The organism is Variovorax paradoxus (assembly GCF_009498455.1).
Classification (GTDB): Bacteria; Pseudomonadota; Gammaproteobacteria; order Burkholderiales; family Burkholderiaceae_C; genus Variovorax; species Variovorax paradoxus_H.
Window position 1 is genome coordinate 1,433,499 of the sequence record NZ_CP045644.1, and the last position, 23,748, is coordinate 1,457,246.

Below are 23,748 nucleotides of genomic sequence, written 5' to 3' on the forward strand. Positions count from 1 at the left end.
CCGCATGCGATTTGAGGTTCAATCCAGGGCGTGCCTTCCTCTGCCACCCCTGCCCTTCTCTCCATCGAACTCACCTCCCCGCAGTCCGTCAACGGACGGCGCGCGGCCTTCCAGTCGCTGTGGCTGCTGGTGCGCATGCAGCACGCCCATGCCCACGGCGGCGGCAGCGGCGTCGTGCGGCTGGCCGACCTGCGCGGCGAGGTGTCCGACGCCAGCACGCTGCGCATGGTCGTGAGCCGCGCGTTCCGCGACTTCAAGGCCTGGGGCCTCGAGGTCGGCTGGGGCGAAGACCTGCAGCGCGAGCCGCGCTTTCTCAACGCCGAGCGGCGCAGCCAGGGTCCGTTCTGGCTGCCGGCTTCTGAAGCGAAGCGCCTGCGCCTGCTCGTGGACAACCGCCCGGCCACCGCCGCCGAGGTGGCGTCGTTCCTCGGCCTGCGCTCGCGCAAGGCGCAGGCCGCCGGCACGGTGACACCGCCCGACGCCGTGCACCTGCAGGACGCCGCCTTCTGGAAACAGCTGGTCGCTTCGCAGCAGGCCGCGCGGCAGGGCCGGCTGATGTCGCCGGTGGCGGGCGGCAACGGCAGCGCGCTCGAGTCCATCCGACTGGCCGGCACGCTGGCCGCCAGCGATTTCCAGCGCGCGCTGGTCACGCTCAACGAAGCCATGCTGTGGCGCCGGCTCGGCGACAACGAGCAGGCACGCCGCCGGCTGCAGGCGCTCAAGAAGCAGCGGCTCGCGCACCACGTGGCCGGCAACGACTACCTGGGCGCGATGGAGTGCATCGTCTCGGCCTGGTGCGCCTACACCGCGCGCGACCTGCCACTGGCGCAGTCGCTGCTGGGCGGCATGGCCGAAGACCCGGCGCGCGCGCTGGTGCTGCGCCACCACCCCGACGTGCGCTTCGAGTGGTGCAACCTGTGGGCGCTGGCCTGCCGCTCGCGCGCTCTTGCGCTGGCCGCCGACGACCGCTCGGCCGCTGCGGCGCTCGCCGAAGAATCTTTGCAGCGCTTCGGCGAGGCGCTGGCGGCGGCTTTCGAGTCGCACTCCTTCGACGCCGCGCAGCACGTCGCGGCCAACATGGGCATGGCCGCGTGGCTGTTCGACCGCGTGGGCCTGGGCGATCTGCCGGCGCTCGCGCACGATGGCCACCGCGCCGACACCACGCGCCGCGCGGTGCAATGGATCGCCTTCAGCGAATGGCTGTGCGGCCACACCGACGGCCAGGGCCGCTCGGCATGGAACGCGATCTACCTGATGCGCATCGCACGCGGCCACTGCAAGCCAGAGACGCAACCCACGCTCGCGCAGTTCCGCGCACAGAAGCCGCTCGACCCGGCCGCAGTCTCGAAGCTCGCGGGCCCGCTCGCCGATGCCTTCGACGCCGCCAACTGGCCCGCGCGCTGGGTCGACGTGGCGCAGGCGCGGCTGGCCGACCACCAGGCCGGGCGACGCCGCTACCCCGGGCTGCAGCAGGGCAGCCTGCTGTTCGAGCACGCGTGGTACGCGGCGCATGCGGGCGACCTGAAAGCGGCCGAGCACTCGCTGGGCCTGCTGCGCGAGGTGCTGCCGCAGCTGGTGCCGAGCGACCGCGCCTACTTCACCGAGTCGTGGAACGATGCGCTGCCTGCGGAGCTGGTGCTGGAGGCGAAGCCGCCGCGGCGGCCGTCGGCCCCTCGGAAGAAGGCGCGCTGAGCGCCTGCTGCACGCGCTCGCGCAGCACCGGCAACATATCGCGCTCGAACCACGGGTGGTGCTGGAACCACGCGGTGTTGCGCGGTGACGGATGCGGCAGCGGGATGAAGCGCGGCGCGTAGTCAGCAAAGGCCTCGACGGTTTCCGTCACACCGCCGCGCGCGGTCTTGCCGAGGAAGTGGCGCTGTGCGTACTGGCCTATGAGCAAGGTCAATTCGATGTGCGGCATCTGCGCCAGCAGGCGGTTGTGCCACAGCGGCGCGCATTCCTTGCGCGGCGGCAGGTCGCCGCTGGTGCCGCGGCCCGGGTAGCAGTAGCCCATCGGCATGATCGCGACGCGCGCCGCGTCGTAGAACACTTCGCGGTCGATGCCGAGCCAGCGGCGCAGCTGGTCGCCGCTCTTGTCGTTCCACGGCACGCCGGTCTGGTGCACCGTGAGGCTGGGCGCCTGGCCGACGATCAGCAGCCGCGCGCTCGCACTGGCCTGCACGATCGGGCGCGGCCCGAGCGGCAAATGCGCCTCGCACGCACGGCAGGCGCGGATCTCGGCGAGCAGCGCATCCACGGTGCTGACAACTAATCTGCGAACGGGCGGAAGAAGGCGTTCAGCTCGATGCCCGGCGTGGCATCGGCAAAGCCGTCGAAGCGCCCTTGCTCGGCCAGCGTGCGCGCGGCGCGGATGAAGCCGCCCCAGGCCGCGCGGGCCATGCCGCCGCCCACGCTCACGCGTCGCACGCCGAGCGCGGCGATGTCCGCCATCGTGAGTTCGCTGGTCGCGCCGACCAACAGGTTGACCGGCTTGGGCGCAACGGCGGCCACCACGGCCGCGATCTGCTCGCGCGTCTTGATGCCGGGCGCGTAGAGGCAGTCGGCGCCGGCCTCGGCGTACGCACGCAAGCGCGCGATGGTGTCGTCGAGATCGGGTCGGTTGGCAAAGAAGTTCTCGGCGCGGCCCACGAGCAGCGTGTCGCCGCCCGCCGCGTCGATGGCCCGGCGCGCGGCGCGCAGCCGCTCGACCGCGACGTCGATGGGAAACAGCGGATCGTCGGGGTTGCCCGTCGAATCCTCGATCGACAGACCCGCCACGCCGGTCTCGACCGCGAGCCGCACGCTCTCGGCCACGCCCTGTGCATCGGCGGCAAAGCCGTTCTCGAAGTCGGCGTTCACCGGCAGGTCGGTGGCGGCCACGAGTTCACGCAGGTGCGCAAGGATCTGGTCGCGCGACAGCGCCCCGTCGGCATGGCCTTGCGACCACGCGAAGCCGGAGCTGGTGGTGGCCAGCGCTTTGTAGCCCAGGCCTTCGAGGTAGCGCGCGCTGCCCGTGTCCCAGGGGTTCGGAATGACGAAGCAGCCTTGTGCGTGGAGGGCACGGAAGGCGGCGCGTTTTTCGGCGACGGTGCGGGTCATGGGGCCTCGGCTTTCTGTGTTCAAGACAGTGAGCCGGTCATTCTGACGCAGCGGGCTCAGCACTCCACCACGTTCACCGCAAGCCCCCCCAGCGAGGTCTCCTTGTACGTGGACTTCATGTCCTCGCCGGTTTGCTTCATGGTGCGGATCACGGCGTCGAGCGAGACGTAGTGGCTGCCGTTGCCGCGCAGCGCCATGCGCGAGGCGTTGATGGCCTTCACGGCCCCCATCGCATTGCGTTCCACGCAGGGAATCTGCACCATGCCGCCGACCGGGTCGCAGGTGAGGCCCAGGTTGTGCTCCATGCCGATCTCGGCCGCGTTCTCGACCTGCGCGGGCGTGGCGCCGAGCACGGCGGCGAGCGCGCCCGCTGCCATCGAGCAGGCCACGCCGACCTCGCCCTGGCAGCCGACCTCGGCGCCCGAGATGGAGGCGTTGGTCTTGTAGAGCATGCCGATGGCGGCAGCGGTGAGCAGGAAGTCGACGATGCCTTCGTCGCTCGCCTGCGGCACGAAGCGCTGGTAGTAGTGCATCACGGCGGGCACCACGCCGGCCGCGCCGTTGGTGGGCGCGGTGACGACACGGCCGCCGGCCGCGTTCTCTTCGTTCACCGCCATCGCGAAGGCGTTGACCCAGTCCATGGCCGCGAGCGGATCGGCGGCGCCGGCCTGCGCCAGCAGCTCGCGGTGCAGCTCGGGCGCACGACGCCGCATGCGCAGCGGGCCGGGCAGCGCGTGCGCGGCCAGCGGGTTGTCGATGCCGAAGCCGCGCTGCACGCACTGCTGCATCACGCCCCAGATGCGCAGCAGGCCCGCGCGCACCTCGGCCTCGGGCCGCCACACGCATTCGTTGCGCATCACCAGCGTGGCGACGGAGATGCCGTGCGCATGGCACTGCGCCATGAGTTCGTCGCCGGTGGTGAAGGGATGCGGCACAGCGGCTGCGGCGGCTACCGTTTGCGCCACCGCCTGCCCGCCTTCGACGACGAAGCCGCCGCCGACCGAGAAGTAGGTGCCTTCGGCGAGCACGGCGCCGTCGGCCGCGAAGGCCGTGAAGCGCATGGCGTTCGGGTGCTCGGGCAGCGACTCTTCGCCGCGAAAGGCGATGTCGCGCACGCGGTCGAAGGCGATGGGCGTGGTGCCCAGCAGGCTCAGCTGGCCGCTGCGGCGCAGCGCGTCCAGGCGCGGCTGCACGGTCTCGGGCCGCACGGTGTCGGGGGCGTCGCCGAAGAGCCCGAGGATCACGCCCTGGTCGGTCGCGTGGCCGTGGCCGGTGGCGCCGAGCGAGCCGAACAGGTCGACGTGCAGCCGTGCCGCCTGCGCGAGCAGGCCGCGCCGCTCGAGCGATTGCGCGAACAGCAGCGCGGCGCGCATCGGCCCGACGGTGTGCGAACTCGACGGCCCGATGCCGATCTTGAAGATGTCGAAGGCGGAGAGCATCAGCGCATCATGCGACCGGAAGCTGCTGTTTGACCAGCGCGACCCAGTAGGCCGCACCGAGCGGCAGGATGTTGTCGTTGAAGTCGTAGTAGGGGTTGTGCACGTTCGGGTCGTTCGGGCCCTCGCCCGCGCCGATGCCGATGTAGGCGCCGGGGCGCTTCTGCAGCATGAAGGCGAAGTCTTCCGAGCCCATGGCCGGCGGGATGTCGGTGTGCACCTGCTCGATGTCGACCAGGCTGGCCGCCGCCGCGATGGCTGCGTCGGTCTCGGCCGGCGTGTTGACCACGCCGGGGTAGCCGCGGCGGTACTCCAGCGCCACCTTGGCGCCGTGCGTGGCGGCCACGCCGTCGCAGATCTGCTGCATCGCCGCCTGGGTCTTGTCCTGGATGCCGGCGTCGAGCGTGCGCACGGTGCCGCGCAGCACCACGGTCTCGGGAATGACGTTCCACGTGTCGCCACCGTGGATCTGCGTGACGCTGACCACGGCCGCGTCGGTGGCGCCGGTGCGGCGGCTCACGATGGTCTGCAGCGCGTTGATGAGCTGGGCCGAGATCACCACCGAGTCGATGCCGGTCTCGGGCATGGCGCCGTGGCTGCCCTTGCCGGTGATGACGATCTCGAAGGTGTCGAGAAAGGCCGTCATCGTGCCCTTGCGGATCGCGAAGCGCCCGCGCGGCAGGCTCGGAAAGTTGTGCATGCCGTAGACGGCGTCGGCCGGGAACTGGTCGAACAGGCCCTCTTCCACCATCACCCGACCGCCGCCTTCGTTTTCTTCGGCAGGCTGGAACACGAAGTGCACCGTGCCTTTGAAGGGCTTGTGGCGCGACAGGTGCTCGGCCGCACCCAGCAGCATGGCCGTGTGGCCGTCGTGGCCGCAGGCGTGCATCTTGCCGACGCATTTGGAGGCATGCGCCTGCGTGCCGAGCTCCTGCATGTTGAGCGCGTCGAGGTCGGCGCGCAGCGCGATGCTGGGGCCGTCGCCGTTCTTCAGCGTGCCGACCACGCCGGTGCCGGCCAGGCCGCGGTGCACGGGCAGGCCCATGAGCATCAGCGCATTGGCCACCACGTTGGCCGTGCGGTGTTCCTCGAAGGCGGTCTCGGGGTTCGCGTGGATGTCGCGGCGCCAGCTGAGCATGCGGGCGCGGGTGTCTTCGGCAATCTCGGGGTCGCGGTACATGGCGTGAATCTCTCGTGGGATGGAATCAGTGGAAGAACTCAGCGATGAACGTGGCGCCGAGGAAGGTGCCGGCCGTCGCGGTGAGCGACACCACCACGATGCGCCAGCCGAGGCGGCGGAACACGGGCAGGTCTTTCGCGACCGAGAAGCCGGCCAGCGCCAGCACCGGCGTGGTGAAGGCCAAGAAGTTGAGCTTGGCGGTGATCGCGATCAGCGCGTCGGAGAACGGGAACAGGCCCGGGATGCCGACCACGGTGGCCACCACCGACAGCACCAGCACCATCGGCAGGCGGGGCACGAAGCGCTTGATGGCTTCGACGGCACCGGCGATCGCCACCACGGCGAGCACGCCTTCGAGCGACACCAGCACCGGCACCTTGTAGGTCACGGCATTGCCGATGAGCACGCCGCCGCCCACCACCAGCCAGGCCAGCAGCGTGTCGCGCAGCGAGGTCGGCGCGGCGTGGGCCACGTCGGCGCTCGAGACGTTCGCGCCCCCGTCCACGCCCGCGCCTTGCTGCGCACCGTGCTTCGAGAAGCGGCCCAGCACCGGCTCCAGCTTGCCGTAGAGCCACGAGCACAGCGGCAGCGACAGGAACAGCGTGAAGTAGAAGCCGGCCACGGTGGTCAGCAGGTTCGATGCGGCGGCAATCGCCGTGAGCTGCGGCAGCATCTCTGGCGGGCTCTGCGCGGCGATGGCGCCCAGCGCCGCCGCCATCAGGCTGCCCGAGCCCACGCCGGCGCCCATGGCCAGCGAGCGCGGGTCGAAGATGTGCAGGCTGGCGATGAAGCCCGCGAGCACCGCGATGAAGAGCGCGCCCAACACGGTGCCGGTGATGTACTCGGCCAGCACCCCGCGGCCTTCGGGCGAGGCCATGCCGTACTTCTCTCCGATGATCACGAGGTTGCCCTCTCGGCCCACCGAGAAGGTGGCGCCCACGGCCTCGCGCTTGATGCCAAGCAACAGCGCCAGCGGCAGGCCCAGCGCCAGGGTGCCCAGCGCATGACCGAACTCCTGGAACAGCAGCGCCCAGCCGGCCTGCTTCACCTGCGGCAGCGCGGCGCCGACCGTGAGGCCCAGCTTCACCACGAACAGCAGCAGGCCCGCGTTGAGCAGGCCGCCGGCCAGCGACTGCTGCGCCGTCGCCACGCGCACCACGCCCGGCACGCGCCGGTGCGCGATGCCCCAGGCGGCGGCCATGAGCAGCGCCCACAGCATCGGCAGCAGCACCACCTTGCCGGGGCCGACGCTGAACTGCGTCGGGCCGATGAGCTCGGCCACGGCCACGAGGACCAGGGTGACGACGAGGAGCTTGAGTTTGCCGGCGGCGCTGGAAGGCGCTACGGCTGCAATCGTGGAGGCAGCGGAGGTCATGGGTGGGCGTTTTCGAGGGGTGCCGGCGAGTTTCGGCCTGCGAGCCTCTTGCATCAATGACCGCAAATAAGGATATTCGTTGCATTGAATGCAACACTCGGAGACGACCGCCATGGACGACAAGCTCGACACCCGCCGGGTGCGCTACTTCATGCAGGTGCTCGACAGCGGCTCGGTGCGCGGTGCGGCCGACGTGCTCGACATGGACCCGTCGGCCGTGAGCCGCGCCATCGGCATCCTGGAGACCGAGTGCGGCCTGCCGCTGCTGGAGCGCCACGGACGCGGCGTGGTGCCCACCGACGCGGGCCAGCTGCTGGCCGGCTACGTGCGAAGGCAGCAGGGGCAGAAGCAGCACCTGCTGGCGCAGATGGACAGCATCCGCAAGATCGAGAGCGGCCACATCGACATCGTGGCCGGCGAAGGCTATGTGGACTGGCTCATGCGGCACAGCCTGCGCATCTTCATGGCCGGCCACCCGAAGATCACCGTGAACCTCGACGTGGCCAGCACCGACGAGATCGTGCGCCGCGTGATCGAGGAGCGTGCGCACATCGGCATGCTGTTCCAGCCGCCGAAGGACGAGCGGCTCACCTCGCACCAGTCGCACGCGCAGCCGATCCAGGCCATGGTGCTGGGCTCGCACCCGCTCGCGCAGCTCGGGCGCCCGCTGAAGCTGGCCGACCTCCTGCCCTACCCCGGCGCCACGCTGCACCGCAACTTCGGCGTGCGCCAGCACATCGAGGCGGCCGAGATCAGCGAGGGCGTGCGACTGCCCGCGCTGCTGACCACCACCTCGTTCAGCGCGCTGGGCCACTTCGTGTCGGCGGGCCTGGGCTACACGCTGGGCACGCGCATCTCGCTCACGCCCAACGCCGACCATCCGGCGCTGGTCGAGCTGCCGATGAAAAACCCGCTGCTGTCGCAGGGCCGCTCGCACATCGTGTCGCGGCACGGCCGCCTGTTGCCGCCGGCCGCGGCGACGCTGCTGCGGCAGGTGGTGGCGGACATGAAGCGCTATGCCGATTCGATCGCGGGCACGGGCACCAGCAAGCCCCGCGCGAGCACGCGCGGTCGCGGCGCGACGGGTTGAAGGGCATGGGGCCTTGCGTTGCGTGCGCGCACGGTTCGGTGTTCTGATCGGACCCCATGTCCTACCTCGCTCCCCTCTTCATTCACCTGCTGTGCGCCGCCTTCTGGGTCGGCGGCATGGCCGTCATGCACTTCGCGGTGCGCCCCGCCGCCGTCGCCACGCTGGAGCCGCCGCTGCGCCTGCGCATGATGGCCGCGACGCTGCGGCGCTTCTTCATCGGCGTGGACGCATCCGTCACGCTGCTGTTCGTGACCGGCATCGGCTTGATCCACGCGACCGGCGGCTTTCGCGCCGTGCACTGGCGCGTCGAAGCCATGATGGGCATTGCGCTCGTCATGGCGGCGATCTATGTCTACATCCGCGCCTCGGTGTTCCGCGCCATGCGCCGCGCGGTGGAGGACAGCGCCTGGCCTGTGGCGGCCGCACGGCTCAACACCGTGCGCCAACTGGTGACGCTGAACCTCGCGCTGGGCGTGGTGGTGTTCGCGGTGGCGGTGATAGGGCGCGGCGCTTAGGCCGCAGGACCCTTCAGTTCCACGCCGTTGCCATCGGGATCTTCGAGGTAGATCGAAGGCCCATTGCCCTCGGCCCCGAAGTTGTTCTGCACCTCACCCTGCACCGGCACGCCGTGCCGCGCCATGCGCGCACGGATCGCCGCTTCGTCGAAGGGTTCGATGCGCAAGCAGAGGTGATCGACGTTGCGCCCCTCGCGCCCGGCCAGCGCGCCGCCCTGGCTGCCCAGCTTGCCATCGTGCGTGACAAGGTCGATGAGGCTGCTGCCGGCGCGCAGGTGCACGAGGCCGAGGTCGTCGCGACGCTTCTCGAGCGTGCAGCCGAGCACGTCGCAATAGAAGGCCATGGACCGCGCGGCATCGCGCACGCGCAGCACGACGTGATCGATGCGCAGCACCGCGAACGGAGCTGCATCGACTGAAGCTTCAGGAGAAGACGGAGCGGGCGGGCGCGTCATGCCCGCCAGTGTGTCAGACCACCCCGGCGGCGCGCAATGCCTCGAAGCGCGTGGCGTCGACGCCCATCTCGGCCAGTACCTCTTGCGTGTGCTGTCCGAGCGCGGGCGGCGCACGGCGCAGCACCGGCGGCGTGGCCGTGAGGCGCAGCGGGCTCGCCACGCCGGTGATGCTGGCGATGCCGTCGCCCGCATCGCGCGGCAGCGTGACGGCGAGGCCGCGCGCCTTGACCTGCGCGTCGTCGAAGGCCTGCGCGATGTCGTTGATGGGGCCGCAGGGCACGGCCTTGTCTTCGAGCAGCGCCACCCAGTCGGCGGTGGTGCGGGTGCGCGTGAGTTCTTCGAGCATCGGGATCAGCACGCCGCGGTGTTTCACGCGCAGCGTGTTGGTCGCAAAGCGTTCGTCGGCGGCCCACCCGGCGTGGCCGGCGGCTTCGCAGAAGCGCGCGAACTGGCCGTTGTTGCCGATGGCCAGCAGCATCGAACCGTCTTGCGTCGGAAAGTCTTGATACGGCGCGAGGCTCGGGTGCGTGTTGCCCTGGCGGCCCGGCGCCTTGCCGGTGTTGAGGAAAGCGCTCGCCTGGTTGGCGAGGATGGCCATGCCCACGTCGAGCAGCGCCATGTCGATGTGCTGGCCTTCGCCGGTGCGGTCGCGCACCTGCAGCGCCGCAAGGATGGCGGTGCTGGCGTACACGCCCGTGAACAGGTCGGTGAGCGCCACGCCCACGCGCAGGGGGCCGCCGCCGGGTTCGCCGTCGGGGCGGCCGGTGATGCTCATCATGCCGGTCATGGCCTGGATCATCAGGTCGTAGCCCGCGCGCTCGGCGTAGGGGCCGTCGTGGCCGAAGCCGGTCACGCTGCAATAGATGAGGCGCGGGTTGGCCGCGCGCAGGCTGTCCTGGTCGAGGCCGTACTGCTTGAGGCCGCCGGTCTTGAAGTTCTCGACCACGATGTCGGCCTGCGCCGCCATCTGCTGCAGCAGCGCCTGCCCCTCGGGCGTGGCCATGTCGATGGTGACCGAGCGCTTGTTGCGGTTGCAGGACGTGAAGTAGCTGGCCTGGTCGGTGTCGTGGCCGTTCGCGTCCTTCACGAACGGCGGGCCCCAGGTGCGCGTGTCGTCGCCGACGCCGGGGCGTTCGATCTTGACGACGTCGGCGCCCAGGTCCGCGAGGATCTGCGTGCACCACGGGCCCGCGAGCACGCGGGACAGATCGAGGACCTTGATGCCGTCGAGTGCTGCGGGCTTGGTGGTCATGCGTCGGGTCAGTTCGCGAAAGCGGCAATACCGGTGATGGCGCGGCCCAGGATGAGCGCATGAATGTCGTGCGTGCCTTCGTAGGTGTTCACCACTTCGAGGTTCACCAGGTGGCGTGCCACGCCGAACTCGTCGCTGATGCCGTTGCCGCCCATCATGTCGCGCGCCATGCGGGCGATGTCCAGCGACTTGCCGCAGTTGTTGCGCTTCATGATCGAAGTGATCTCGACGGCGGCGATGCCTTCGTCCTTCATGCGGCCCAGGCGCAGGCTGCCTTGCAGGCCCAGCGTGATCTCGGTCTGCATGTCGGCCAGCTTCTTCTGGATGAGCTGGTTGGCGGCGAGCGGGCGGCCGAACTGCTTGCGGTCCAGCGTGTACTGGCGGGCGCGGTGCCAGCAGTCTTCGGCGGCGCCGATCGCGCCCCACGAGATGCCGTAGCGGGCGCTGTTCAGGCAGGTGAACGGGCCCTTGAGGCCTTGCACTTCGGGGAAAGCGTTTTCTTCGGGGCAGAACACGCCGTCCATCACGATTTCACCGGTGATGCTGGCGCGCAGGCCGACCTTGCCGTGGATGGCGGGAGCGCTCAGGCCCTTCATGCCCTTCTCGAGCACGAAGCCGCGGATCGGGCCGACGGTGCCGCTTTCGCTGACTTCCTTGGCCCACACGACGAACACGTCGGCGATGGGCGAGTTGCTGATCCACATCTTCGAGCCGCTGATCGCGTAGCCGCCCGGCACCTTCTTGGCGCGCGTGGCCATGCTGCCGGGGTCGGAGCCGTGGTCAGGTTCGGTCAGGCCGAAGCAACCGATAAATTCGCCGGTGGCGAGCTTGGGCAGGTACTTCTGCTTTTGCGCTTCGGTGCCGAATTCGAAGATCGGCACCATCACCAGCGAACTCTGCACGCTGGCCATCGAGCGGTAGCCCGAATCGACGCGCTCGACTTCGCGGGCGATCAGGCCGTAGGCCACGTAGTTCAGGCCGGGGCCGCCGTACTGCTCGGGGATCGTCGGGCCGAGCAGGCCGAGCGCGCCCATTTCGCGAAAGATCGCGGGGTCGGTTTCGCCGCTGCGGAAGCCTTCGATGACGCGGGGCGCCAGGCGCTCCTGGCAGTAGGCGTTGGCCGCGTCGCGGATCATGCGTTCTTCGTCGGTCAGTTGCTGGTCGAGAAGAAAGGGGTCGTCCCAGTGGAATTGCGCTTTGGCGGCCATGTGGATGTCTCCGGAAAAGGAAGAAGAAACAAAAGAAGGGGAATGCGGTCGATCGTAGCCACGCAGGGGGCCCGGCGCAAACGATGAATCCTCACCCAGATATGCGCATGACGCACATCTTGAGAGACATCTTGTTGATTTACAGGCGAAACCACCTCGCCAGTCATACACTCCCGGCATACATGCGCCGCAAGATCCCCCCCCTGCAAACCCTCGTGTGCTTCGACGCCGCCGCGCGCCACGAGAGCTACACCCGCGCCGCCCAGGAACTGGCGCTCACGCAGAGCGCGGTGTCGCGCCAGGTGGGGTCGCTCGAGGCCTTCCTGGGCGTGGCGCTGTTCCGCCGCACGCGGCACGGCGTGGCGCTGACGGCCAGCGGCGCAGCCTACGCGCGCCAGATCGCCCGCCGCCTGGAGGCCATGGAACGCGACACGCTCGACGCCATGGCGCACCAGGGCGAAGGCGGTTCGCTGTCGCTGGCCGCAGTGCCCACCTTCGCCACGCGCTGGCTCGTGCCGCGCCTGCGCGGTTTTGCAGCACTGCAGCCCGACGTGGTGGTGCACATCGAGACGCGCACCCGTCCCTTCCTGTTCGCCGATGCGGAGTTCGACGCTGCGCTGTACGCGGGCACGCCCGCGCAGGTCGAGAACTGGGCTGGCACGCGCGCTGTGTTGCTGATGCACGAAGACGTGGTGCCCGTGTGCAGCCCGTCGCTGCTGCCCGATGGCCAGGCCGTGTCACCCGACGCCATCGCGCAGATGCCGCTGCTGCAGCAGAGCACGCGCCCCGACGGCTGGCGCCAGTGGTTCGACGCGCAACAGATCGACGCGCCCAACGCACGCGGCGGCCCGCGCTATGAGTTGTTCTCGATCCTCGCTGCTGCAGCGTCGCACGGCCTGGGCGTGGCGCTCATGCCGACCATGCTGGTGGCCGACGAGCTGGCGCGTGGCGAGCTGGTGGTGGCCTGCCCGCGGCCCTTGTCGGGTGAGCGCAATTACTACCTGGTGACGCCGGAGCGGGCGGACCAGCGGCCGTTGTTGAAGTTGTTCAGTGATTGGTTGTTGGGGCAGGCGCGGGAGGGGTGATTCAGGCCTTGGCCGGCCGCGCACCCTCTTGCGCATACGCCTGAATCAACGCCGGGAAGGCCGCGAACTCCGGCAGCTTGCCGAAGCTGTGCACCGCCGGCGTCGTCGCCCAGGGCAGCTTCTCGTCGGTCCAGGTTTCGGCGAAGGGCACGACCCATTCGTGCCGGTCCAGCATGGTGGGGCGCAGGTTGACGAACTCGTCCATGCCTTCGGTGCGGGTGAACATCCAGCTCTTGCAGTGCGGACAGAAGAAGTGATGCGAATCGCCGTGCAGGCCGCCGATGACGGGGTCGCCCAACACCACCTCGAAGCCCGGCGTCGGGATGGCCAACGACAGCGAGAACGCGCTGGCGCTCATGCGCTGGCAACCGGTGCAATGGCAGGCCATCGCCAGCAGCGGCGGTGCAGTGATGCGCAGGCGCACCTGGCCGCAGCGGCAGCCGCCACTCCACGGGAGTTGCCAGTCGCTGGCGGTGTCTTGAGGGGTGGGGTTCTGGGTGCTCATGGAAGGCTTTCGGGCTGGGTCTTCGGGATGATCGCTCAAGCCGGGCCTGCTCCACCGAAACCCGCGTCCGAAAACGGCGAGCCCTCACGCATCAGCAGCGCGACACTGCCCCCATGACCTCCCCGTCCCTCCCGCGTCGAAGCCCTCGACTGGCCCCGCATCGACGCCGACCTCGCCACACGCGGTTGCGCCGCGAGCGGCGCGCTCTTCACGCCGAAGGAATGCGCGGCGCTCGCCGCGATGTACGAACAGCCGCAGTATTTCCGCAGCCGCGTGGTCATGCAGCGCCATGGCTTCGGCCAGGGCGAGTACCAGTACTTTGCGAACCCGCTGCCGTCCAAGCTCGTGGCGTTTCGCAGCGCGCTGTACGAGCGCCTCGCGCCGCTGGCCAATGCATGGGCCACTGCGATGGGCCAGCCGGCCGACTATCCGCCGGACCACGCGGCCTACCTCGACCGCTGCCATGCGGCGGGCCAACTGCGCCCCACGCCGCTGCTGCTGCGTTACGACGAAGGCGACTACAACTGCCTGCACCAGGACCTGTACGGCGACCTGCAATTTCCGCTGCAGCTCACGGTGCTGTTGAGCCGGCCCGGTGAAGACTTCAAGGGTGGCGAGTTCGTGCTGACCGAGCAGCGCCCGCGCATGCAGTCGCGCGCCGAGGTGGTGCCGCTCGCACAAGGCGAGGCGGTGATCTTTGCGGTGAACCAGCGGCCCGTGGCCGGCACGCGCGGCAGCTACCGCGTGACGATGCGCCATGGCGTGAGCCGCGTGCGCAGCGGGCGGCGCCACACGCTGGGCCTGATCTTTCACGACGCACGTTGACTAAAACGAACGCCCGTTCGTAAGCAAGCCCTCGGGCGCAGCAACTTGGCACCGAGCGTGCAAAGTTGCACATATGTACCAAATACAAGCGAAAATCCCGCGCGCATCCGGGGGATTGCCAGGATGGCCGGCGCACACGATCGGCCCCGCAACCCCCTCCGGACGCCGGACCACGACCTCGTGATGAGGAGCCGGGGTCCGTTCCGCGTTGTCGTCAGGGAGCTGTATGTACAAGAAATCGTCCGGGCCTCCGGATGCGGCGGGTCGCCCGTCTTTCGCGCACGTCACCACGCCGTTGCCACCGTCTCCGTCACCCTCTTCCGCTGAAATCCCACCGCCCCGGCGACCCCGTCGCTTCCGGGTCGATGTCGGGTCCATCGTCAGTGCCGTGGCGCTGGCGCAGTCGCTGCTGCTGGTGACGCTGGGCTACTGGGGTTCGCAGCGGCTGGTGACGACGATCGGCACCTCCGCGCACAAGTCGAACCACGACCGCATCGAGGACAAGGTGCTGGCCTTCCTGTCCAAGGCCGAGTCGGCGGTCGGCGCGATCGGCAGCTCGCCGAGCCTCACGCCGGCTGGCGAGAACGTCGAGCGCACGGCCGAGCTTTTGTGGACGCTGCTGCAGCAATCGCCCGAGCTCGACAGCGTCTACGTGGCGAACGTCGAGGGCAAGATGCTGATGGCGCTGCGCTACCCGGTGCCGGCCATCCGCCACATCGCGCGCAGCGCCGACTTCACCACCGAGACGTGGCAATACAAGCTGCCGCTGGGCTCCGAGGCCGATGTGCAGCAGCGCTTTGCCACGCAGCGCGTCGAGGCCTACCGCAGCAACTACAACCCGACGCAGCGCAGCTGGTTCGTGCAGGCGCGCAAGACGCAGGCACCGGTCTGGACCAGCCCCTATGTGTTCGCCGCCGCGCAAGAACTCGGCGTGACCTACGCCCTGCCGAGCCAGCGCCGCCAGGCCGAGGGCAGCCCGCAGGCGATGGTGGTGGCGGGCGATGTCTCGCTGGGCCGGCTGTCGGAGTTCGTGCGGCTGTTCAGCCGCAACGGCAACGGCAACAGCGCGCTGCTGAGCGCCGACCACAAGGTGCTCGCGCGCAGCGACATGCCGGGCGTGCTGCACACGCTGGAGGCGCCCACGGGCGCACTCGGCGCGCTCGATGCACAGATGACGGCCGACGGCATCGCCGGCAGCAGCGGTGACAGGGCCTTCGCGTTCAGCCACGAAGGCAAGCGCTACCTGGTGCAGGCCTCGCGCATTCCTGCGACGGGCTGGCAGCTGGTGAGCTGGGTGCCCGAAGACGTGCTGCTGGGTGGCCTGCGCCGCGCAGTGGCGTGGTCGCTGCTGCTGGCGCTGGTGTTCCTGGGACTCGCGCTGTACATGTCGCTGAAGCTGTCGAAGCTGGTGACGGCACCGGTCGAGAACCTCTCGCGCATCGCGCACCGCATCGGCCGCCTCGAGCTCGACGACCTGCCGCGCGAACCCAGCCGCGTGCTCGAAATCCAGCACCTCGACCAGGCGCTCGACGATTCGGCGCGCAGCCTCAAGGCCTTCAGCAAGTTCGTGCCGGTGGACGTGATCAACCAGCTGGTGGCGCAGGGCCACGCGCTCGCACCCAATGGCTCGCCGCGCCAGGTGACGGTGATGTTCACCGACGTGGAAGGCTTCACGTCGATTTCCGAATCGATCGCGGCCGACGTGCTGGTGCGCCAGCTGACCGAGTACTTCAACCTCGCGGCCGATGTGTTCGCGCGCCACGGCGGCGTGATCGACAAGTTCATCGGCGACGGCATCATGGTCCTGTGGGGCGCGCCGGCCGACCTGGAAGACGCCGAGTACAAGGCCTGCCGCGCCGCGCTGGAGCTGCACGACGAAATGCACGCACTCAACCGGCAGTGGGCCGAACAGGGCCTGCCCGAGTTCCGCACGAACATCGGCATCCACACGGGCGTGGTGGTGGCGGGGGTGCTGGGGTCGAACGACCGGCTGTCTTACACGGCGTTCGGTGACGTGGTGAACGTGGCGAGCCGCATCGAAGGCGCGAACCGCCAGCTGGGCACGCGCATGCTGATTTCAGAGGCCACCTTCGCGGCCCTGAACGGGCGGCTGGCCACGCGTCGCATCGAAGAGCTGGTGGAGCTGCGCGGCCGGCAGACGCGCATGGTGCTCCACGAATTGCTGACCTGACCAGGACCGATCCGCGCGAGCATCGTGTCGCGCGGGTGGGTCGATCAGCGCGAGGGGCGCGGCGGCGGCGGTGGCGTGGTCGCGCGCACCAGCATCAGGTTGGCGGTGGTGCCGTTGCCTTGCGTGAGCACCGCGTATTGCGTGTCGTTGATGAACAGCAGCTGCTCGCCACGTGTGATGCGCGCCGCCACGGCGTAGCGCATGCGCGGATCGATGCGGGCGGCATCCACGCTGAGTTCGAAGGCGAAGGGCGGCTGCTTGCCGTTGGCGGGAATGCGCTGTTCGGCGAGCACGACCGAGGGCGCGTCCATGCGCGACACGTCGAGCAGTTGCACGCGCACTTCGGCTGCAGGGTCGAGCGCGATGCGTTCGCGGTAGGCCACGGTGCCCGTCACGCGCAGCGGCGCGGCGCCCGGTTTGGGCGTCGCCGGCGTGCCCGAGGAAGCGCAGGCGCTCAGGACGGAGGCTCCGGCAATCGCGGAGAGCATGAGGAGGCTGGTGCGTCTTTTCATCGCCCCATTATGCGGAGGCACGCTCCGCGGCGAAAGCGACATACCAATCCAGGCTGCCGGGGTTTGCCATCGCCTCGCGGTTGACCACCTTCTCGATCGGCTGGCCCAGCAGCAGCTTCTTGATCGGCAGCTCTTGCTTCTTGCCCGACAGCGTGCGCGGAATCTCGGCCACCTGGAAGATGTCGTTGGGCACGAAGCGCGGCGACAGCGAGGTCTTGATCGCGTTGTTGATGCGCGTGCGCATGGCATCGTCGAGCGCCACGCCGGGGCGCAGCACCACGAACAGCGGCATGTAGCTGTCGCGGCCCAGGTATTCGAGGTCGACCACCATCGAGTCGAGCACCTCGGGCAGGCCTTCGACCGCGCTGTAGATTTCGCTCGTGCCCATGCGCAGGCCCTGGCGGTTGATGGTGGCGTCGCTGCGGCCGTAGATGATGCAGCCGCCATCAGTGCCGATCTTGATCCAGTCGCCGTGGCGCCACACGCCGGGGTAGGTGTCGAAGTAGCTCGACACATAGCGTGCGTTGCCTTCGTCGCCCCAGAAGTACAGCGGCATCGACGGAATGGGCTGCGTGCACACCAGTTCGCCGACTTCGCCGATGACCGGTTGGCCCTGCTCGTTCCAGGCTTCCACTGCGTGGCCGAGTTCGCGGCACTGCATCTGCCCCGGCACTTCGGGCAGCTCGCGGTTGCCGCCGACGAAGGCACCGCAGAAGTCGGTGCCGCCGGAAATGTTGCACCACCACACGCCGGTCGAGCCCGCATCGAGGATCTGTTGCGAGCCCCAGCGCTGCACCTCGTCGGGCAGCGGCGAGCCGGTGCTGCCAAGTGCGCGCACGCGCGACAGATCACCGCAGTCTTTGGCGACGAGCCCCGCCTTCATGCAGTTGGTGAAGTAGGCCGCGCCCGCGCCGAAGAAGGTGACGCGGTGCTTGGCGACGAAGCGCCACAGCACGCCCCAGTCGGGCTTCTCCTTGCTGCCCGCCGGGTTGCCGTCGTAGATGCAGATGGTCGCGCCGAAGGCCAGGCCCGAGAGCTGCGAGTTCCACATCACCCAGCCCGTGGAGCTGTACCAGTGGTAGCGCTCGCCGAGGTTGTTGGCGCCGTAGCTCGCGCCCACGTCGTTGTGCAGGCCGCAGGCGTGCATGGTCAGCAGGATGCCGCCCTGCCCGTGCACGATGGGCTTGGGCAGGCCCGTGGTGCCGCTCGAATAGACGATCCAGATCGGGTGATCGAAAGGCAGCCACTCGGGCTCGAAGGCCGCGACCTCGGCGTCGTCGCGCGCAATGGCCTGCTGCCATTCGACGTCGTGCGCCACCGCGTTCGCAGCAAAGGGCGTCTGCACGAGCAGCAGCTTCTGCACGCTCGGCAGCTGGCCGCGCAGCTCCTGCAGCACCGTGCTGCGATCGAGCGGCTTGCCGCCGTAGTGCACGCCGTCGACCGCGATGAGCAGCGTGGGTTCGATCTGGCGGAAGCGGTCGGCCACGGCGGCCGTGCCCATGTCGGGCGCGCACACGCTCCACACCGCGCCGATGCTGGAGCACGCCAGAAACGCCACCATGGTCTCGGGCACGTTCGGCATGTAGGCGGCCACGCGGTCGCCGCGGCGCACGCCGAGCGACTTCAGCGTGAGCGCCACCGCGGCCACCTGGCGGCGCAGCTCGGGCCACGACAGGTCGCGCACCTCGCCGCGTTCGTTGTCGCTCACGATGGCGGGCAGGCCGGCCGCATGGGCCGCGTCGGCGTGGCGCAGCACCTCGCGCGTGTAGTTGACCTGCGCACCGGGGAACCAGCGCGCGCCGGGCATGCGCCGTTCGGCGAGCACCGCGGTGTGGGGCGTGGGCGAGTGCAGGCCGGCGTAGTCCCAGATGCTCTGCCAGAAGGCATCGAGGTCGGTGACGGACCAGCGCCACAGCGCGTCGTAGCTGTCGAAGGCCAAGCCGCGCGTGTCGCGCAGCCAGTTCTGATAGAGGCGGATCTGGGGGATGTTGGGAGCGGGCATGCCACGAGCGTAGCGCCGCGAACGGCCGTGCTCAATGAGGGTTGACCTCAGGGTTTGTACGCGTGTTCAACATTTTTGTACAGCCGTTCAATACGCCCCATGAACGCTCGCACACCGACGGTCCGCAAACGCAGCGCCACTCAGGCAGCACGTACCTCAGGCGTCCCGACCGTCGCACCCGAGCCCGCGCGACCCGACCGCCGGCAGGCGATCCTGCTGGCGGCCGAGAAGCTCTTTGCGCAGCACGGCTACCACGCGGTGACGATCCGCCAGATCGCCGAGGAAGCCGGCGTGCCGCTCGCGCTGGTGGGCTACTACTTCGGCCCGAAGCACGAGCTGTTCCACGCAATCTTCGAACACTGGAGCCACACCATCGAGGAACGGCTCGCGCGCCTCGCGGCCGTGACCATCGACCCCGACGATGCGCGCACGCTGCCGCGCATCATCGAAGCCTTCACCGCGCCCGTGCTGGCGCTGCGCGCGAGCACCGAGGGCGAGTACTACGCACTGCTGGTGGCGCGCGAGCTGTACCACGCGACCGAGGAAGCCGACCGCGTGCTGCGCGGCTACTTCGACCCGCTCGCCGAGGCCTACATCGATGCACTGCATGTGGCGCTGCCGCACGCCACGCACGGCCAGGTCGCGTGGGGCTACCAGTTCGCGCTCGGCGCGCTGTTGCACCACCTGAATGACAGCCGCATCGAACGGCTCTCGCGCGGCGAGAACCGGCGCGCCGACCCGGCCGTGGCGCCGATGCTCGTGAACTTCATCGTCGGCGGCCTGCGCGCCGCGCTGCCCCGGCCCAAAGCCGCTTCGAAGGTTGCGCCGAAGGCCGTCGCCGCCAAGCCCTCACGCACGAAAAAGACCATTCCCAGGAGACCCCAGCCATGATGAAAAGACGCACCCTGCTGTCGGCGCTCGCGGCCGCATCGGCCACCGCCTCGTTGCCTTCGCGCGCACAGCAGGCGCACCCGAAGATTGTGTTCGGCTACACGGCGGTGACCGACTTCGCCTCGGTCTTCGTGGCGGCCGAAGAGGGCTACTTCAAGAAGCGCAGCCTTGATGTAGAGCTGAAGTTCATTCCGCTGAACTCCACCATTCCGGCGGCGCTGCAGTCCGACTCGCTGCAGATCGGCGGGCCCACGCCTTCGGTGTTTTTGCAGGCGGTGGACGGCGGGCTCGACCTCGTGCTGGTGGCCGGCGGCGGCCTCACCTCGAAGACGATCACGGGCTTCGGCCTCGTGGCGCGCGCGGGCTCGGGCATCAAGAGCCCGCAGGACTGCGTGGGCAAGAAGATCGGCGTGCCGGGGCTCGGCGCCTTCCTGCACGTGACCTTCCGCGCGTGGCTGAAGGACAGCGGCGTCGACTACCGCAAGGTCAACTTCATCGAGGCCGCGTTCCCGCAGCATGCCGACCTGCTGCGCGGCGGCTCGGTCGATGCGGTGGTGTCGGCCGACCCGTTCATGAGCCGCATCACCGAGAGCGGCGCGGGCTATGTGGCCTCGTACTACTCGACCTTCCTGCCCGAGAACAACCAGACCATCGTGCACGCGGCCAAGCGCGAGTGGGTGGCGAAGAACCCTGCCACGGCGCGCGCCTTCCGCGAGGCGCTGGTCGAATCCGCGACCTTCATGCAGCAGCCGAAGAACGACGCCAAGGTGCGCGCGGCCATCGGCAAGTACATCAAGCTGCCGGCCGAGGTGCTCGCCAAGGTGCAGGTCTCGCCACCCGGCCCGGTCGTCACTGACAAGCAACTGGGCTACTGGACCGGACTCATGAAGGAGCAGGACATGCTCAAGACGAGCATCGACGTTGCGAAGCTGATCGCCAAGTGAGCGCGGTCGCCGATTCCTTCCTGCGTTTCGACGGTGTCGCGATCCGCCTCGGCGGGCGCGAGATCCTGTCACCCACCTCGTTCGACGTGGCGCGCGGCGAGTTCGTCTGCATCGTCGGCCCGAGCGGCTGCGGCAAGACCACGCTGCTGCGCGCAGCCAGCGGCCTTGTCACGGCGAGTGCCGGCGAGGTGCGACGCAAGGGCGTGCCGATGACGGCGCCCTCGCGCGAAGTGGCCTTCGTGTTCCAGGACTACGGCCGCGCGCTGCTGCCGTGGCGCACGGTCGAAGGCAACGTGAGCCTCGCGCTCGAAGCGGCCGGCGTGCCCACGGCTGAGTGCGCGCCGCGCATTGCCGACGTGCTCGGCAAGGTCGGGCTTGCGAAGCACGCGCACAAGTTTCCGGTGCAGCTGTCGGGCGGCATGCAGCAGCGCGCACAGATTGCCCGCTGCCTCGCGCAGAAGCCCGAGCTGATGATGATGGACGAGCCTTTCGGCGCGCTCGACGCGCTCACGCGCCAGAGCCTGCAGGACGAGCTCGCGCGGCTGGTGCGCGACGACGGGCTCACGGTGCTCTTCGTCACGCACGACCTGGAAGAAGCCATCTACCTCGGCGACCGCGTGATCGCACTGCAGGCCAACCCCGGACCGGGGCGGCCGAGCCTCGCGCGGATGATCGACGTGAAGATTCCGCGCCCGCGCGACCAGCTGACGACCAAGGAGCATCCGGACTACCTGCAGTTGCGGCGTGAGCTGTTCGCTTTCATCGAGCAGGGCCATGACTGAAAGCCGCCTCTTTCGCTGGCTGCGGCCGTGGGTGTTTCCCGCGGTGCTGGTCGGCGCCTTCGAGTGGTACGCGCGGCGCGCGGCAGCGTTGGGCAGCGATGCGCTCGCGCCACCGAGCGCGGCGGCCAAGGCCTTCGTCGGCGCGGCGATGGATGGCTCGCTCTGGCAGGCCACGGGCTTCACGCTGGGCACAGCGGCGCTCGGCCTGCTGCTGGGCGCGGTGCTCGGCATTGCGCTCGGCCTGGTGCTCGGTCTCTCGCGCCGCGCGGCGCAGCTGGGCTCCGTCTCCATCGAGGTATTGCGCCCCGTGCCTTCGGTTGCGCTGATCCCGCTCGCGATGCTGGGCTTCGGTTTCGGCGTGCGCATGGAAGTGGCCATCGTCGCCTTCGCCACCTTCTGGCCGCTGCTGGTGCTGGTGCAGTCGGCCGTGCAGCAGATCGAGCCCCGGCTGCTCGAGGTGAGCCGCGTGCTCGGCCTGTCGGCGCGCGAACGTGCCTTCAAGATCGTGCTGCCGGCCATCGTGCCGCGCCTGTTCGTCGCGCTGCGCCTGGGCGTGGCGGTGGCGCTGGTGGTGGCCGTGACGGTCGAGATCGCCGCGAATCCGCACGGCATGGGCTACGCGATGATGATCGCGCAGCAGAGCTTCGACCCCGCGCTGATGCTCGCGTGGCTCGGCTGGATCGGCGTGGTGGGCTTCGCGGTCAACGCGGGCATGGTGCGGCTGCAATCCTTCGTCGCGCGCCGCATGGGGGTGCAGCCATGAACAACAACCGCAACGACCGACTCGGTCTGGGGTGGCTGGGCTCGGTGGGTGTGCTGCTCGCGCTGGTCGCGCTGTGGTGGGTGGCGAGCAACGCGGGCTGGGTCAGCCGCGTGTTCCTGCCCACGCCGCAGGCCACCTTCGCGAGCCTGCTCGAAGGGCTCAATCTCTCTGCGGGCAACGATGGCAACGGCGAACTGCTCGCCTTCACGCAGGCCACGGTGGGCCGCATGGTCGAAGGCTGGCTGCTCGCCTCGCTGTTCGGCGTGCTGCTGGGCGCGGCCATCGGCGTGTCGCCCGCAGTGCGCGCGTGGGTGCAGCCGACGCTGGAGTTCATCCGCCCGCTGCCTGCCTCGGCGCTGCTGCCGCTGGCCATTTCGATCTTCGGGCTGAACCCCGGCATGGTGCTGTTCGTGGTCGCCTTCGGCGCGATGTGGCCGGTGCTGCTGGCCACGGTGCACGGCTTCGCGGCCGTGGAGCCGCGCCTGTCGGAAGTGGCGCGCTGCCTGCAGATGTCGCGCGCCGCGTACATCTGGAAGATGGGCCTGCCCAACGCCATGCCCGACATCCTGGCCGGCATGCGGCTGGCGCTGACCATCGCGCTGATCGTCGCGGTGGTGGGCGAAATGATCGCCTCGCAAAGCGGCCTGGGCCAGGCGATTCTGCTGGCGGCGCGCGCCTTCCGCGCCAGCGACCTGTTCGCCGGCATCGTGCTGCTCGGGCTCATCGGCTTCGTGAGCAACGCGCTGCTGGCTTTTGCCGAAAAGCGCCTGCTGCGTTGGCAGCAGCCCTGATCAAGTACATCAAATCCAACACCCCACAAGGAGCCTCGCCATGCCACGCAAGTTCGTCGACCTGTCGATCTTTCTCGAAAACGACGTGCTGTCCGATCCACCGGCCTTCGCGCCGAAGATCCAGTACTTCACGCACGACAACACCTTCGAGCAGATCGAGCCTTTCTTTCCCGGCCTGAAGAAAGAAGACCTGCCCGACGGCGAAGGCTGGGCCGTGGAGCTGGTGCAGCTGTCCACGCACAACGGCACGCATCTCGATGCGCCCTATCACTTTCACTCGACGATGGACAAGGCACTGGGCGAGAAGAAGCCCGCCATCGCCATCCACGACGTACCGCTCGAATGGTGCTTCCAGCCCGGCGTGAAGCTCGACTTTCGCCACTTTGCCGACGGCTACGTGGTCACGGCCGCCGATGTCGAGGCCGAGCTCAAGCGCATCAACCACACGCTGAGCCCGCTGGAGATCGTGGTGGTCAACACGCGCGCGGGCTCGCGCTACGGCAACAACGACTACGTGTCGGCCGGCGCGGGCATGGGCTACGAAGCGACGATGTACCTGCTGGAGCGCGGCGTGCGCCTCACGGGCACCGACGCGTGGAGCTGGGACGCGCCCTTCGTGCACACCGCGAAGAAATACGGCGAGACGCAGGACGCGTCGCTGATCTGGGAAGGCCACAAGGCCGGGCGCGACATCGGCTACTGCCACATCGAGAAGCTGCACAACCTCGAGGTGCTGCCGCCCACGGGCTTCTTCATCAGCTGCTTTCCGCACAAGATCCGCGGCGCTTCGGCGGGCTGGACGCGCGCAGTGGCGATCTTCGACGACGCGCTGATGGCGTCGGTCTGA

The 23,748-nt window shown here is 69.2% G+C and carries 23 protein-coding genes; 12 read left to right on the forward strand and 11 right to left on the reverse strand.

What is annotated here, in order from left to right; all coding sequences use genetic code 11:
* The first annotated feature begins 30 nt into the window (after nt 1-30).
* The gene (locus GFK26_RS06410) at nt 31-1,692 is read left to right on the forward strand and encodes a hypothetical protein (protein ID WP_153281265.1); all 1,662 of its coding nucleotides are present in this window, start codon (nt 31-33) and stop codon (nt 1,690-1,692) included.
* Here GFK26_RS06410 and GFK26_RS06415 read toward each other — a convergent pair.
* From GFK26_RS06415 to GFK26_RS06435, 5 genes are read right to left on the reverse strand one after another with little or no spacing between them, the layout of a single operon-like run.
* Nucleotides 1,598-2,257: a uracil-DNA glycosylase family protein gene (locus GFK26_RS06415; RefSeq protein WP_153281266.1), complete on the reverse strand. Its 660-nt coding sequence runs from the start codon at nt 2,255-2,257 to the stop codon at nt 1,598-1,600. The genes GFK26_RS06410 and GFK26_RS06415 overlap by 95 nt on opposite strands.
* 11 nt (nt 2,258-2,268) lie before the next feature.
* Complete coding sequence (locus GFK26_RS06420) at nt 2,269-3,099, reverse strand: isocitrate lyase/PEP mutase family protein (protein WP_153281267.1); 831 nt, start codon at nt 3,097-3,099, stop codon at nt 2,269-2,271.
* A 56-nt stretch (nt 3,100-3,155) separates the two neighbouring features.
* Entirely contained in the window at nt 3,156-4,541 is a 1,386-nt protein-coding gene (locus tag GFK26_RS06425; protein WP_194274110.1) for an L-serine ammonia-lyase, read from the reverse strand.
* 4 nt (nt 4,542-4,545) lie between these two features.
* Complete coding sequence (locus GFK26_RS06430) at nt 4,546-5,715, reverse strand: M20 aminoacylase family protein (protein ID WP_101490578.1); 1,170 nt, start codon at nt 5,713-5,715, stop codon at nt 4,546-4,548.
* Nucleotides 5,716-5,740: 25 nt separating this feature from the next.
* Nucleotides 5,741-7,090, reverse strand: a complete 1,350-nt coding sequence (locus GFK26_RS06435; protein ID WP_194274040.1) for a DUF3100 domain-containing protein — start codon at nt 7,088-7,090, stop codon at nt 5,741-5,743.
* A gap of 112 nt (nt 7,091-7,202) precedes the next feature.
* On the opposite strand from GFK26_RS06435, the gene GFK26_RS06440 reads away from it, so the two are divergent.
* Nucleotides 7,203-8,180, forward strand: a complete 978-nt coding sequence (locus GFK26_RS06440) for a LysR family transcriptional regulator (protein WP_153281270.1) — start codon at nt 7,203-7,205, stop codon at nt 8,178-8,180.
* Nucleotides 8,181-8,236: 56 nt separating this feature from the next.
* Nucleotides 8,237-8,695 (forward strand): CopD family protein, encoded by a 459-nt coding sequence (locus GFK26_RS06445; protein ID WP_153281271.1) that lies wholly within the window; start codon nt 8,237-8,239, stop codon nt 8,693-8,695.
* On the opposite strand, the gene GFK26_RS06450 is transcribed toward GFK26_RS06445, so the two are convergent.
* The 3 genes from GFK26_RS06450 to GFK26_RS06460 are packed head-to-tail and all read right to left on the reverse strand — an operon-like array spanning nt 8,692 to nt 11,610.
* Nucleotides 8,692-9,150: a VOC family protein gene (locus tag GFK26_RS06450; RefSeq protein WP_153281272.1), complete on the reverse strand. Its 459-nt coding sequence runs from the start codon at nt 9,148-9,150 to the stop codon at nt 8,692-8,694. The genes GFK26_RS06445 and GFK26_RS06450 overlap by 4 nt on opposite strands.
* Before the next feature lie 13 nt (nt 9,151-9,163).
* Nucleotides 9,164-10,402, reverse strand: a complete 1,239-nt coding sequence (locus tag GFK26_RS06455; RefSeq protein ID WP_153281273.1) for a CaiB/BaiF CoA transferase family protein — start codon at nt 10,400-10,402, stop codon at nt 9,164-9,166.
* Nucleotides 10,403-10,410: 8 nt separating this feature from the next.
* The gene (locus tag GFK26_RS06460; protein WP_153281274.1) at nt 10,411-11,610 is read right to left on the reverse strand and encodes an acyl-CoA dehydrogenase; all 1,200 of its coding nucleotides are present in this window, start codon (nt 11,608-11,610) and stop codon (nt 10,411-10,413) included.
* 182 nt (nt 11,611-11,792) lie between these two features.
* On the opposite strand from GFK26_RS06460, the gene GFK26_RS06465 reads away from it, so the two are divergent.
* A complete protein-coding gene (locus GFK26_RS06465; RefSeq protein WP_153281275.1) occupies nt 11,793-12,695 on the forward strand; it encodes a LysR substrate-binding domain-containing protein in 903 nt (300 codons plus the stop codon).
* 1 nt (nt 12,696) lies between these two features.
* On the opposite strand, the gene GFK26_RS06470 is transcribed toward GFK26_RS06465, so the two are convergent.
* On the reverse strand, nt 12,697-13,200 hold the full coding sequence (locus tag GFK26_RS06470) for a GFA family protein (protein WP_153281276.1): 504 nt from the start codon (nt 13,198-13,200) through the stop codon (nt 12,697-12,699).
* A gap of 159 nt (nt 13,201-13,359) precedes the next feature.
* Between GFK26_RS06470 and GFK26_RS06475 the strand changes: the two genes are divergently transcribed.
* Nucleotides 13,360-14,025, forward strand: coding sequence for a 2OG-Fe(II) oxygenase (locus GFK26_RS06475; RefSeq protein WP_153281277.1), 666 nt, complete (start codon nt 13,360-13,362; stop codon nt 14,023-14,025).
* A gap of 226 nt (nt 14,026-14,251) precedes the next feature.
* On the forward strand, nt 14,252-16,216 hold the full coding sequence (locus GFK26_RS06480) for an adenylate/guanylate cyclase domain-containing protein (protein ID WP_153281278.1): 1,965 nt from the start codon (nt 14,252-14,254) through the stop codon (nt 16,214-16,216).
* A gap of 44 nt (nt 16,217-16,260) precedes the next feature.
* Here GFK26_RS06480 and GFK26_RS06485 read toward each other — a convergent pair whose 3' ends face one another.
* Entirely contained in the window at nt 16,261-16,704 is a 444-nt protein-coding gene (locus GFK26_RS06485) for a YbaY family lipoprotein (protein ID WP_153281279.1), read from the reverse strand.
* 31 nt (nt 16,705-16,735) lie between these two features.
* Nucleotides 16,736-18,730, reverse strand: coding sequence for an acetoacetate--CoA ligase (locus GFK26_RS06490; protein WP_153281280.1), 1,995 nt, complete (start codon nt 18,728-18,730; stop codon nt 16,736-16,738).
* Between the two features lie 99 nt (nt 18,731-18,829).
* Here GFK26_RS06490 and GFK26_RS06495 point away from each other — a divergent pair, with 99 nt between their 5' ends.
* Genes GFK26_RS06495 through GFK26_RS06520 form a run of 6 tightly spaced genes read left to right on the forward strand, consistent with a single transcriptional unit; the run spans nt 18,830 to nt 23,748 of the window.
* A complete protein-coding gene (locus tag GFK26_RS06495; RefSeq protein ID WP_153281281.1) occupies nt 18,830-19,621 on the forward strand; it encodes a TetR/AcrR family transcriptional regulator in 792 nt (263 codons plus the stop codon).
* Nucleotides 19,618-20,565 carry an ABC transporter substrate-binding protein gene (locus GFK26_RS06500; RefSeq protein ID WP_153281282.1) on the forward strand — a complete coding sequence of 316 codons (948 nt, stop codon included), beginning with the start codon at nt 19,618-19,620 and terminating at the stop codon, nt 20,563-20,565. Before GFK26_RS06495 ends, GFK26_RS06500 begins: the two co-directional genes overlap by 4 nt.
* Nucleotides 20,562-21,347, forward strand: a complete 786-nt coding sequence (locus GFK26_RS06505) for an ABC transporter ATP-binding protein (RefSeq protein ID WP_153281283.1) — start codon at nt 20,562-20,564, stop codon at nt 21,345-21,347. Before GFK26_RS06500 ends, GFK26_RS06505 begins: the two co-directional genes overlap by 4 nt.
* Nucleotides 21,340-22,110 carry an ABC transporter permease gene (locus GFK26_RS06510; RefSeq protein WP_153281284.1) on the forward strand — a complete coding sequence of 257 codons (771 nt, stop codon included), beginning with the start codon at nt 21,340-21,342 and terminating at the stop codon, nt 22,108-22,110. Before GFK26_RS06505 ends, GFK26_RS06510 begins: the two co-directional genes overlap by 8 nt.
* Nucleotides 22,107-22,901 carry an ABC transporter permease gene (locus GFK26_RS06515; protein WP_153281285.1) on the forward strand — a complete coding sequence of 265 codons (795 nt, stop codon included), beginning with the start codon at nt 22,107-22,109 and terminating at the stop codon, nt 22,899-22,901. Before GFK26_RS06510 ends, GFK26_RS06515 begins: the two co-directional genes overlap by 4 nt.
* Before the next feature lie 40 nt (nt 22,902-22,941).
* Complete coding sequence (locus tag GFK26_RS06520) at nt 22,942-23,748, forward strand: cyclase family protein (protein WP_056574620.1); 807 nt, start codon at nt 22,942-22,944, stop codon at nt 23,746-23,748.

What these genes read in the sequence shown, in the direction of transcription:
- GFK26_RS06510 (WP_153281284.1), top strand. Translation starts at nt 21,340, where the DNA reads ATGACTGAAAGCCGCCTCTTTCGCTGGCTGCGGCCGTGGGTGTTTCCC.
- GFK26_RS06520 (WP_056574620.1), top strand. Translation starts at nt 22,942, where the DNA reads ATGCCACGCAAGTTCGTCGACCTGTCGATCTTTCTCGAAAACGACGTG.
- GFK26_RS06435 (WP_194274040.1), bottom strand. Translation starts at nt 7,090, where the DNA reads ATGACCTCCGCTGCCTCCACGATTGCAGCCGTAGCGCCTTCCAGCGCC.
- GFK26_RS06470 (WP_153281276.1), bottom strand. Translation starts at nt 13,200, where the DNA reads ATGAGCACCCAGAACCCCACCCCTCAAGACACCGCCAGCGACTGGCAA.
- GFK26_RS06455 (WP_153281273.1), bottom strand. Translation starts at nt 10,402, where the DNA reads ATGACCACCAAGCCCGCAGCACTCGACGGCATCAAGGTCCTCGATCTG.
- GFK26_RS06440 (WP_153281270.1), top strand. Translation starts at nt 7,203, where the DNA reads ATGGACGACAAGCTCGACACCCGCCGGGTGCGCTACTTCATGCAGGTG.
- GFK26_RS06460 (WP_153281274.1), bottom strand. Translation starts at nt 11,610, where the DNA reads ATGGCCGCCAAAGCGCAATTCCACTGGGACGACCCCTTTCTTCTCGAC.
- GFK26_RS06485 (WP_153281279.1), bottom strand. Translation starts at nt 16,704, where the DNA reads ATGCTCTCCGCGATTGCCGGAGCCTCCGTCCTGAGCGCCTGCGCTTCC.
- GFK26_RS06495 (WP_153281281.1), top strand. Translation starts at nt 18,830, where the DNA reads ATGAACGCTCGCACACCGACGGTCCGCAAACGCAGCGCCACTCAGGCA.
- GFK26_RS06445 (WP_153281271.1), top strand. Translation starts at nt 8,237, where the DNA reads ATGTCCTACCTCGCTCCCCTCTTCATTCACCTGCTGTGCGCCGCCTTC.
- GFK26_RS06490 (WP_153281280.1), bottom strand. Translation starts at nt 18,730, where the DNA reads ATGCCCGCTCCCAACATCCCCCAGATCCGCCTCTATCAGAACTGGCTG.
- GFK26_RS06465 (WP_153281275.1), top strand. Translation starts at nt 11,793, where the DNA reads ATGCGCCGCAAGATCCCCCCCCTGCAAACCCTCGTGTGCTTCGACGCC.
- GFK26_RS06480 (WP_153281278.1), top strand. Translation starts at nt 14,252, where the DNA reads ATGTACAAGAAATCGTCCGGGCCTCCGGATGCGGCGGGTCGCCCGTCT.
- GFK26_RS06430 (WP_101490578.1), bottom strand. Translation starts at nt 5,715, where the DNA reads ATGTACCGCGACCCCGAGATTGCCGAAGACACCCGCGCCCGCATGCTC.
- GFK26_RS06500 (WP_153281282.1), top strand. Translation starts at nt 19,618, where the DNA reads ATGATGAAAAGACGCACCCTGCTGTCGGCGCTCGCGGCCGCATCGGCC.
- GFK26_RS06420 (WP_153281267.1), bottom strand. Translation starts at nt 3,099, where the DNA reads ATGACCCGCACCGTCGCCGAAAAACGCGCCGCCTTCCGTGCCCTCCAC.
- GFK26_RS06515 (WP_153281285.1), top strand. Translation starts at nt 22,107, where the DNA reads ATGAACAACAACCGCAACGACCGACTCGGTCTGGGGTGGCTGGGCTCG.
- GFK26_RS06450 (WP_153281272.1), bottom strand. Translation starts at nt 9,150, where the DNA reads ATGACGCGCCCGCCCGCTCCGTCTTCTCCTGAAGCTTCAGTCGATGCA.